The sequence below is a fragment of the Pseudomonas citronellolis genome (assembly GCF_029335315.1).
Taxonomy (GTDB): domain Bacteria; phylum Pseudomonadota; class Gammaproteobacteria; order Pseudomonadales; family Pseudomonadaceae; genus Pseudomonas; species Pseudomonas citronellolis_A.
Window position 1 is genome coordinate 1 of sequence record NZ_JARJLT010000084.1, and the last position, 9,071, is coordinate 9,071.

At 67.6% G+C, this 9,071-nt stretch carries 9 protein-coding genes; 1 reads left to right on the forward strand and 8 read right to left on the reverse strand.

Annotated elements, in window-relative coordinates; genetic code table 11:
* From P3W75_RS07305 to P3W75_RS07340, 8 genes are all read right to left on the reverse strand, one after another.
* Positions 1–681: cache domain-containing protein (locus P3W75_RS07305; RefSeq protein ID WP_276226702.1), on the reverse strand; the 681-nt coding region annotated here is incomplete at its 3' end.
* 384 nt (positions 682–1,065) lie between these two features.
* Positions 1,066–1,815 carry a FadR/GntR family transcriptional regulator gene (locus P3W75_RS07310; RefSeq protein ID WP_276226703.1) on the reverse strand — a complete coding sequence of 250 codons (750 nt, stop codon included), beginning with the start codon at positions 1,813–1,815 and terminating at the stop codon, positions 1,066–1,068.
* Between the two features lie 149 nt (positions 1,816–1,964).
* The gene (locus P3W75_RS07315) at positions 1,965–2,657 is read right to left on the reverse strand and encodes a substrate-binding periplasmic protein (protein ID WP_276226704.1); all 693 of its coding nucleotides are present in this window, start codon (positions 2,655–2,657) and stop codon (positions 1,965–1,967) included.
* Positions 2,654–4,027 (reverse strand): glutamine synthetase family protein, encoded by a 1,374-nt coding sequence (locus P3W75_RS07320; protein ID WP_276226705.1) that lies wholly within the window; start codon positions 4,025–4,027, stop codon positions 2,654–2,656. The genes P3W75_RS07315 and P3W75_RS07320 overlap by 4 nt, the downstream gene beginning before the upstream one ends.
* 143 nt (positions 4,028–4,170) lie before the next feature.
* Complete coding sequence (locus P3W75_RS07325; protein WP_276226706.1) at positions 4,171–4,875, reverse strand: type 1 glutamine amidotransferase; 705 nt, start codon at positions 4,873–4,875, stop codon at positions 4,171–4,173.
* 11 nt (positions 4,876–4,886) lie between these two features.
* Positions 4,887–5,327, reverse strand: a complete 441-nt coding sequence (locus P3W75_RS07330) for a flavodoxin domain-containing protein (protein ID WP_276226707.1) — start codon at positions 5,325–5,327, stop codon at positions 4,887–4,889.
* Positions 5,324–6,604 carry an FAD-dependent oxidoreductase gene (locus P3W75_RS07335; protein ID WP_276226708.1) on the reverse strand — a complete coding sequence of 427 codons (1,281 nt, stop codon included), beginning with the start codon at positions 6,602–6,604 and terminating at the stop codon, positions 5,324–5,326. Before P3W75_RS07335 ends, P3W75_RS07330 begins: the two co-directional genes overlap by 4 nt.
* Positions 6,601–7,821: a cytochrome P450 gene (locus P3W75_RS07340; protein WP_276226709.1), complete on the reverse strand. Its 1,221-nt coding sequence runs from the start codon at positions 7,819–7,821 to the stop codon at positions 6,601–6,603. Before P3W75_RS07340 ends, P3W75_RS07335 begins: the two co-directional genes overlap by 4 nt.
* Positions 7,822–8,109: 288 nt before the next feature.
* Between P3W75_RS07340 and P3W75_RS07345 the strand changes: the two genes are divergently transcribed.
* Positions 8,110–8,790, forward strand: a complete 681-nt coding sequence (locus P3W75_RS07345; RefSeq protein ID WP_276226710.1) for a type 1 glutamine amidotransferase — start codon at positions 8,110–8,112, stop codon at positions 8,788–8,790.
* The last annotated feature ends 281 nt before the right edge of the window (positions 8,791–9,071 follow it).

Sequence of the window (9,071 nt, forward strand, 5' to 3'; positions counted from 1 at the left end):
CAGGCTGGCGCGCTGGCAGCGGGCGTCGAGGGCGAAGCCGAGGTTGGCCATCTCGCCAGCGATGAAGTTGGCGGTGTTGGCCGCCACCACCCGGCCCTCGGCGCTGAGGATCAGCGCCTCGTGCTCCAGGCGCATGAGCTTGGCGGTGACCACCCGCTCGAAGCGGTTCAGCGCGATGTCGGCGGCGGCCACGCCGATGAAGCGGCCGTCCACCTGTACCGGGCGGGAGAAGGTGAGGATGTACATGTCCTGGCCGTAGAGGTCGACGTAGGGGCCGACCACGCTGTTGCGCCCGCTGTCGCGCGGCGTGGCGAACCAGGGCATGGCGCTGTAGTCGTAGAAGGTCTCGCAGCGCCGGTTGAAGTTCAGGCTCAGCGGCATGGTGCGCCCGGCGCTGCCCAGTTGGCGCCACTCCAGGTACATCTCCTGGTCGTGCAGCACGCCCGGCTGCAGCACCACCCCGCAGCCCTGCAGGCAGGCGCCGGGCTGGGTCAGGCTGGCTTCGATGAGGGGGCGCAGGCTGGCGAGGTCGGCGGAGGCCACCGGCTTGTCGCCGGCGTCGCGCCAGACACGCTCGATTTCCTCGGCGAGGGTACCGATCTGGGCGAAGATGTTACTGATCGACACGTCGATGCGCTGGGCGCATTCGTTCAGCTGGTCACCACTTACTGCGCTCGCCATGGCCTGGACTCTCTTGTTCTAAGGGGCAGCGGACCTCGGAAAGGATAAAAATCCTAAATCAGAGGTTTATAGGCGAAAAACAGGGCAAGTGTCATGCCAATCGGCTGTGCGGCGGCGCCGGAACGAATTCTGTAGGAGCGAGCTTGCTCGCGAACGGCGCTTGAACGACCCGAGGTCTCTGGGTCCCTGCGTTCGCGGGGACGACGGGGAAAGGAGGGTGCGGGGAAACGCCGTCGTAGGATGGGTTGAGCGAAGTGTTCTGCCGGGAGACATGGGTAACTGTTTTCCCATGATCATTCCGGCAGAGCACGAAGCGATACCCATCACCATGGCCGCATGGGGTTCGCACACTCAGCCCATCCTGCGCAAGGCGGGGGCGTGCGGTCAGGGCGCTTCCTGCGCCAGCAGTTCCAGCTTCATGTCGATCAGGCGCTTGATGCCACGGTTCACGTGGGCTTCGACCAGGGCCCCGGCGAGGTTGGGGTCGCCGGCCACTATCGCCTCGCGGATCGCCGCGTGCTCATGCTGGATCGCCTCGACGCTGGGAGCGCCGGGCACCGGCAGCCAGAGCAACTCGCCGATCTCCGCCTGCAGGCGGATTTCCGCGTGGGTGAGGCGCACCGACTGCGAGGCCACGGCGATCTCGATGTGGAAGCGGGCGTCGGCGCGGCGCCGCTCGTGGCGGGTACCAGCCTTGCCGAGGGCCTCGATGTACTGCGCCAGGTGCTGGTGATGTTCGCGCGAGGCACGCTTGGCGGCCAGGCGCACGGCGGTGCCGGAAATGGCGATGTGCTCGTCGCAGAGGTCGCGCAGGTCGATGGTGCTCAGTTCGTCGAGGCGGCCGAGGACGATTTCGGCGGGGATTTCCTCGATGGCGCGGATGAAGCTGCCGCCATTGCGGCCGCGACGGGTCTCGATCACGCCGCGCTGGCGCAGGTAGGCCAGGGCTTCGCGCAGGGTCACGGTGGCTACGCCGAACTGCATGGCCAGCTCGGTTTCGCTGGGCAGTTGCTGACCCTCGGCGAACAGGCCGAGGTCGATGGCGTCCATCAACCGACGGACGACTTCTTCGGTGCGGCCTTCCTGGCGCAGGCGGATGAACGGGCCGGGAGCGGTGTGAGAGGTTCCATTCATACTGCGTTGCGACCGCGGCGTGTGCTGGGCGCCGAGGCCAGAACTCCTGTAAGAGCCGAAGGGGAGGGGCTGGCGCAGTATAACCTCATACTCAGGTTTTAACGTCGAAAGCGGCCGCCCCGCGGGGCGGCCGTTTGCTGCCGCTTGTGTCAGAACGGGTAGGGCAGGCTCGGCATCCACTGTTGCCAGATGCGTTGCAGCTCGCCGTCGGCCTTCAGCGCCGCCAGGGCACTGTCGACCTCGTCCAGCCACGGCCCCTGGCCGCGCTTGATGGCGATGCCCCAGCGATTGTGCGTCGGCACGCTGAAGCCGATGGCCAGGTCGGCCTCCTCGGCCAGTGGCACCAGCGCCACGTCGTCGTCCACCAGGGCGTCGATCCGGCCTTCGCGCAGGGCGCGGACCATGTCGCCGAGCACATCGTCGGAATCACCGCCGAAGGGCACGGTGATGCAACCTTCGAAGGTTTCCGCCAGAGCCATGTTGAGGCTGTTGGCGATCGCCCCTACGCGCTTGCCGACCAGGTCGGCCGGGCTGCGCACCAGGCTGCCGCGCAGCACCATCACGGCTTCGTCGAACACCGCGTAGGGCGCGGTGAAGTCGGCGAGGGTCAGGCGGTAGTTGGAGATGCCCTGGCCACACAGCAGCAGGTCGGCGTCGCCGGCTTCCAGCGCCGGGTAGAAGTCCGCCCAGTTGCGGTAGACGAACTCCGCCTCGCGGCCCAGGCGCTTGGCCAGGGCGCGGGCGACGTCGGACTCGTAGCCGTGGCGGTAGCCGTCGGCGTCCTTGTGGAACAGCGGCGGGGCCGGCAGGTCGGCGCAGAGAACGCGCAATACCCGGCTCATGGCAGGTAGTCCATGTACATCTTGGCTTCCCATTCGGTGACCACGGAGCAGTAGCGCGCCCACTCGTCTGCCTTCAGGTCGCGGTACAGCTCGGCCATGGCCGGCGGCAGCGCGCCGCGCACCACGGCGTCCTTGTCGAAGGCCTGCACGGCTTCGCCGAGGGTCATCGGCATGTGCACGTTCTCGCGGGCGGCGGGGATGCTGTCGCTGTTGTCCGGGACGCCCGGGTCGGTGCGGTTCTCCAGGCCGTCGCGAATGCCGGCGAGCAGCAGGGTGTGCGACAGATAGGGGTTCACGCTGGCATCGGGCAGCTTGTATTCCAGGCGGCCGTTGGCCGACAGGCGTACGGTGCAGGTCTTGTTGTCCATGCCCCAGTTCAGGCGGTTGGGGGCGAACAGGCCGGCGTCCCAGAAGCGCTTGTAGGAGTTCACGGTGGAGGCCATCACCAGCATCGAGCCGGGGGCGTGGGCCAGCAGGCCGCCGAGGGCGTGGCGACCGATGTCGGTCAGGTGCAGTTCGCGGCGGCCGGCTTCGGACAGCACGTTCTGCTCGCCGCGCCACAGGCTGAAGTTGTGGTGGCAGCCGCTGCCCATGCTGCCGGTGGTCGGCTTGGGCATGAAGCTGGCGCGCACGCCGAATTCGTTGGCGACCTGGCGGCAGATCAGGCGGTAGGTCACCAGGCGGTCGGCGGTGAGGTGGCAGTCGTCGAACATCCAGTTCAGCTCGAGCTGGCCCGGGTCCTCGTAGTCACCCTCGATCATGTCCAGGCCCATGGCGCCGGCGTACTGCATCACGCGCTGGAAGATCGGTCGCATGGTCTCCAGGTTGCCCAGGTGGTAGGCCGGGCTCGCGCCGGGGCGCACCTTGACCTCCAGCTTGTCGCCGAACCAGGTCATCTCCGGCTCGCAGCCGGTCTTCAGGCTCAGCCCGGTGTCGGCGGTGAACGCCTTGTGGCTGTCGATCAGCAGGCCGCGGGCGTCGGTGGCGAGCACCTGGCCGGCCACTTCCGGGCGGTGGTCGGGCTCGTACAGGCGGCAGAAGAAGCTGCCGATGGACTTGTCCCAGGGCAGCACGTTGAAGCTGCTCACGTCAGGGATGGCGGTGAACTCGGCGGCCTGGGCGCCGCCACCGAGCAGCACGCCGGCGCGGGTGCTCTGCAGGTCGGAAAGCGCGGTGCGGTGGAACTGCACGCCCTTCTCCAGGTTGCGCAGCAGGTGCTTGGCCGGAACCACCTTGGCCAGCACGCGGCCGCTGAGGGTGACCACCTGGTAGTACAGGTATTCCACGCCGGATTCGCGGATGCGCGCGGCGAGGTCCTGGGCGACGGCGGAACTGGTGTTGTATTCCTTGTGTAGGTCGAGCGCTGTCATTTCGGGGTACTCCTCGGGCAGCGGCAGGCAAGGCGCGCTGCTATGGGCGGATGGGCTTTATATGTATGAACTATGTGTTTATATGTTTTGTTGCAAGAAACGAAACGTTCTGGCCAGCCCTGGGCTGGGGTGTAGGGAAGTGATCAGGCCGCGCGGATGTGCTCGCGGAAGAAGCCGGCGGCCCAGCGGGCGATCTGCTGGTTGTCCGGGCTCAGCCGTTGCAGCGATTCCCAGGCCCGCGCGGTGACGTCGGCGGGCAGCAGGCCGTTGCCGTAGCGGTCGAGCAAGGCGCCCAGGTAGCCTGCGGTGAACTCCGGGTGGAATTGCACCGAGCGCGCCGGGAAGGCGTACTCCAGCACGCCGTGCGGGCAATGCGCGGAGCCGCCGGCCACGCGCGCCTCCGGCGGCAGGCTGCTGACCTGATCCTGGTGGAACACGAGGGTGGCGGCGTCCTCCAGGCCAACGCTGGCGTAGTGGTAGGCCTGGGCGCCGACGCCCCAGCCGACCTCGGCGCGGGTGGTGCGGCCTTCATAGGCGTCGGCCATGATCTGGTGCCCGAAGCAGATGCCGAACACCGGCTGGCGCAGGCTGCGCAGGCGTCGCAGGAACGCGACCAGGCGCAACATCCACGGGCTGTGCTCGTAGCAGCTGTGCCGCGAACCGGTCAGCAGGTAGCCGTCGAACGCCTCGGCGTCGGGCAGGGCTTCGCCGTGCACCGCCGAGACGTAGGTGAACTCCGCCTCGGGCAGGGCCGGCGCCAGCCAGCTCTCGATCATGCCGGGGTAGCTGCCGAACTCGGCCTGCAGGTCCTCGGGGATCACACCATTCTCGATGATGCACAGGCGCATGGCGCTCTCCTTCAGATCTGCCCGAGCAGGGTTTTGGCCCAGGCCAGGGCCGCGTCGCCGGGCAGTTCGCCGCTGGAGGCGTCGTGCTGGCCGTGTTCGCCGACCTGGGTGGCGCCCAACTCGACCAGGCTTTCGGCGATGATCCGGCTGCCGCGGTTGAAGGTCTCGTAGAAACTGTCGCCGAGACCGAAGGTAGCGAAGCGCAGGCCGGCGAGTTGCGGGCGCTGGCTCTGCAGCGCGGCCTGGAACGGCTGGGCGCTGTTGGGCAGTTCGCCGTCGCCGTAGGTGGAGCAGACGATGACGTGGAAATCCTGCGGGTTCAGCGTGGCCGGGTCGAACGCGGCCATGTCGCGGACCTGGGTGGAATAGTCGGCGCCCAGGGCGTCGGCGAGGTCGTCGGCGACCATCTCGGCGTTGCCGGTCTCGGTGCCGAACAGGATGAGGATGTTCATGCGGGGTTCTCCAGGGGGCTGCGGGCGATGGCGAGCATGCCGGCGCGGTCGGTGATCTTGCGGCGCGCCCGCCCGGGGGCGGCGGCCTGGGTTTCGGCGTGGTCGATGCGCCGCCAGTCGGCGTAGCTCACGCAGCGCTCGCGCAGCTCGGCCGGCAGGGCGGCGAGGCCGGGGCGACCGCCACGCGGTGCGTCCTGTTGGTCGGCGAACATCGCCTCGGCGACCAGGCGGGCGTCCTGGCGGTTCTCCGGAATGGTTCCGCGCGGGCCGCGACGCAGCCAGCCGGCGCAGTACAGGCCGGCGTCCAGGCGGCCACGGTCGAGGTCGGCGCTGGCGCCGAGCAGGCTGTCGCGGCGCAGACTGGCGTCGGCGGCTTCCTCGAAACCGATGGCGCTGACCAGGCTGTCCAGCTCCAGGCGCAGTTCGCGGCCGTCGGCGTGGCGCAGTTCCAGGACCTCGACGCGCTTAGCGCCGTGGATGGCTTGAGGCGTCCAGCCGAAGTGGAAGACCAGCTCGCGGCCATCGGCAGGTTGTTCCTGGGACGCCAGCGCGCGCAGTGCTTCCAGGCGCGCCTGTTCGGCGGCGTCGGCGCACGGGGAGTGCTCCGGCGGCAGGTCCTCGACGCGGATGCGCACCCCGGCCAGCTTGCCGAGTTCACGTAGCATCACCGGGTCGAAACGGGCCTGGGCGGCGGGCGAACGGCCAACCACGTCGATGCGCTCGACTCCCTCGGCCAGCAGGGCCTGCAGTGGCGCGTCGGCGATATCCGAGCCGACGAAATCCTCCGCTGACTTGGCCAGCAGGCGCAGCACGTCGACGGCCACGTTGCCGTTGCCGATCACCGCCACGCGGCGGCCGAATGCCGGCGCGAAGCCGTTCTCGTCGGGGTGGCCGTTGAACAGCCGGGTGACCCGGCCGGAACCGTACACGCCGGCCAGCTCATCGCCGGGAATGCCCAGGCGGCGGTCGCCGTAGAGGCCGGTGGCAAGCACCACCAGATCGAAGGCTTCGCGCAGCTGCTCCAGCGACAGGTCGCGGCCGATCTCCAGGTTGCCGAGGAACTCCACACCCTCGCGCTCGAACAGCCGCTCGAACTGCCGGCACACGGCCTTGGTGCCCTGGTGGTCCGGCGCCACGCCATAACGCACCAGGCCATAGGGCGCGGGCAGGCGCTCGATCAACACGATCTGCGCCTCCGGCCAGTGCTTGCGCAGGGCCTGGGCCAGGTAGCAGGCGGAAGGCCCGCTACCGACTATGGCTACGCTGGGCGTGCTCATTTCGCCGGGACCGCGTCGAAACGGATCGGCAGGCGGGTGGCGCCGGTGTTGCCGCTGTCCGGCAGCCACTCGGCTTCGCCGTTGGGCGCCGGGTTCTTCAATTGCTGGGCGAGCAGCGCCAGGGCGGCGGTCATGTCGCCACGGGCGATGAAGTGGCCGATGCAGTGGTGCGCGCCGGCGCCGAAGCCGAAGTGCGGCAGGCGCTTGGCGGTGATGTCGAAGCTGGCGTCCTCGAAGGCGTGCGGGTCGCTGCCGGCGGCCTGGCTGAACAGGTGCACGGTGGTGCCCTTGGCGATTGCCAGGCCCTGGTACTCGAAGTCCTCCAGCGCTTCGCGAGTCACCCAGGTCACGGTCGGGCGCACGCGCATCACTTCCTCCACGGCGGCGCGGGCCAGTTCCGCGTCGTTGCCCAGCAGTTCCCATTGCCTGGGATGCTGCAGGAAGGTGTCCATGGCCAGGCTGAGCTGGTTGCGGGTGGTGTCGATGCCGCCGAAGATCGCCAGGACGATCATATCGTACAGCTCGTTGTCGCTGAGGGCGTTCTTGTCCTCTTCGTTGGCGCGCACCAGGTTGCTCAGGAAGTCCTCGCCCAGGCCGTTGCGCTTGAGCGCTTCCACGGCCTGGCGGGCGTAGCCGAACAGCTTGTCGGTGGCGGCGTTGATCCGCGCTTCGTCGCGCTTGAAGGTGACGCCCAGGGCCAGGCCCATCTCCACCGCCAGGTCGGCCAGGCCCTTCCACTCGCTGATCGGCAGGCCGAGCAGCAGGCAGATCACCTGGGTGGCGTAGGGCTCGGCGAACTCGCTGACGAACTCGCATTCGCCACGCGCTTCGAACTGCGCGATCAGGTCGGCGGCCAGGCGCTGGAAGTCCGGCATCATCTGCTTCACCAGCTTGGGCGCGAAGGCCGGGTTGGCCAGGCGACGCAGGCGCGAATGGTCGGCGCCTTCCTTGCTCAGCAGCATGCGCATCCACCAGTCGGCGAAGCTGCCGGTGGCGTTGTTGTGCGCGGGCCAGGCATAGCTGCCCTGGCGCAGGCGCTGGTCGCGCAGCAGCTTGTTCACCTCGTCGTAGCGCAGCACGGCGATGCCATAGGGCGTGCGGGCGAACCAGCTTTTCGCGCGGGCATCCATTACCGCCTGGGAGCGCATCGAGAAGCTCGGATCGCTGACATCCAGGTAGGGCGCGTCATCGAGGCGGGTAGGGGCGCTGGTGGTCATTCGGACACCTCCGTTCTGGCGCTTGCCGCCTGCGGGCGGGGCGCTGTTGTTGTCATGGGCGAAGCCGGGAGGCGGCGTCGCCATCCGCCGTCGGTGGGCGGCGGGGGATGGAATTCAATTTAAAATATGGTTTTATAGTTTTCAACAGGGATTTTTCATCTTCCCATGCCCTTCAGGCCGGTGCCGAGTGGGGTGGAGGCAGCTTGGAGCCAGCAATGACGCGGGTTTCGTCGAATCTGAAGGTGGAAAATAAAAAATCTGTTTTAGAATCTTTTAAGGAGTGAAGCCATGAAACCATCCCGTGCCATTGCCGTGTTGCATGACGCTGGCGACGTCGCCGGTTGCCTGCCGGAGCTGTTCGCCGAGCAGGGCATCGATCTGGAACTGCGCTGTATAGAGGAAGGGTTGCCGGCGCCGGACCGCCTGGAACTGTTGCTGGTGCTGGGGAGCCCGGAGTCCGCCTACGATCACCGGGTATCCTGGCTGGCCGGTGAACTGGCCTGGCTGAAGGCAGTGCAGGCGCGCGGCGTGCCGACCCTGGGCATCTGCTTCGGCAGCCAGTTGCTCGCCCGCGCCCTGGGTGGCGAGGTGTACCGCAACCGCCAGGCCGAGATCGGCTGGACGCCCATCGACACCCCGCAGGCAGACTGGGCCTTCCGCGGCCCCTGGCTGAACTTCCACTTCGACGCTTTCACCCCGCCGCCGGGTGCCACCCTGCTCGGCGCCACCGAGCTGGCGGCGCAGGCGTACCGGCATGGGCGCAGCCTGGGTGTGCAATTCCACCCGGAGATCGACACGGCGATGTTCGATACCTGGGTCGCCTATTGGCAGCGCAGCGAAGAGGGGCGGCGCTTCATGAAGGAGGCGGGCGACCTGCCCGAGCGTATCCGCGCGCAGATAGCCGAACGTGAGGCGTCCAATCGCGACAATTGCCGGGCGCTGCTGGGTGACTTCCTGGCGCGGGTGTAAATCGAGGCGTTCTGCTTCTTATATAGAGAAGCGGAATCGAACCCGTTGGCGGGGCGCCGCCGACGGGCTGCAATAAAAGTTTCAAAAAGTCGTTGACGGGGATTTTTATCTCCCTATAATGCGCACCACTCCCAGCGACGAAGCGCTGAAAGAGCTTGAAAATCAAGCACTTAAGCGAAAAGAAGTTGAGAGTGGTGGTCAGGCAGGTGATTCACTTGCCGCTTTTCAGTTGGCGCTTCAGCGCTGAGTTGAAAAGAAGATCGCCGAGGTGCTTGACAGTG

Coding starts and splice junctions, on each gene's coding strand:
- P3W75_RS07310 (WP_276226703.1), bottom strand. CDS start 1,815: ATGAATGGAACCTCTCACACCGCTCCCGGCCCGTTCATCCGCCTGCGC.
- P3W75_RS07315 (WP_276226704.1), bottom strand. CDS start 2,657: ATGAGCCGGGTATTGCGCGTTCTCTGCGCCGACCTGCCGGCCCCGCCG.
- P3W75_RS07320 (WP_276226705.1), bottom strand. CDS start 4,027: ATGACAGCGCTCGACCTACACAAGGAATACAACACCAGTTCCGCCGTC.
- P3W75_RS07325 (WP_276226706.1), bottom strand. CDS start 4,875: ATGCGCCTGTGCATCATCGAGAATGGTGTGATCCCCGAGGACCTGCAG.
- P3W75_RS07330 (WP_276226707.1), bottom strand. CDS start 5,327: ATGAACATCCTCATCCTGTTCGGCACCGAGACCGGCAACGCCGAGATG.
- P3W75_RS07335 (WP_276226708.1), bottom strand. CDS start 6,604: ATGAGCACGCCCAGCGTAGCCATAGTCGGTAGCGGGCCTTCCGCCTGC.
- P3W75_RS07340 (WP_276226709.1), bottom strand. CDS start 7,821: ATGACCACCAGCGCCCCTACCCGCCTCGATGACGCGCCCTACCTGGAT.
- P3W75_RS07345 (WP_276226710.1), top strand. CDS start 8,110: ATGAAACCATCCCGTGCCATTGCCGTGTTGCATGACGCTGGCGACGTC.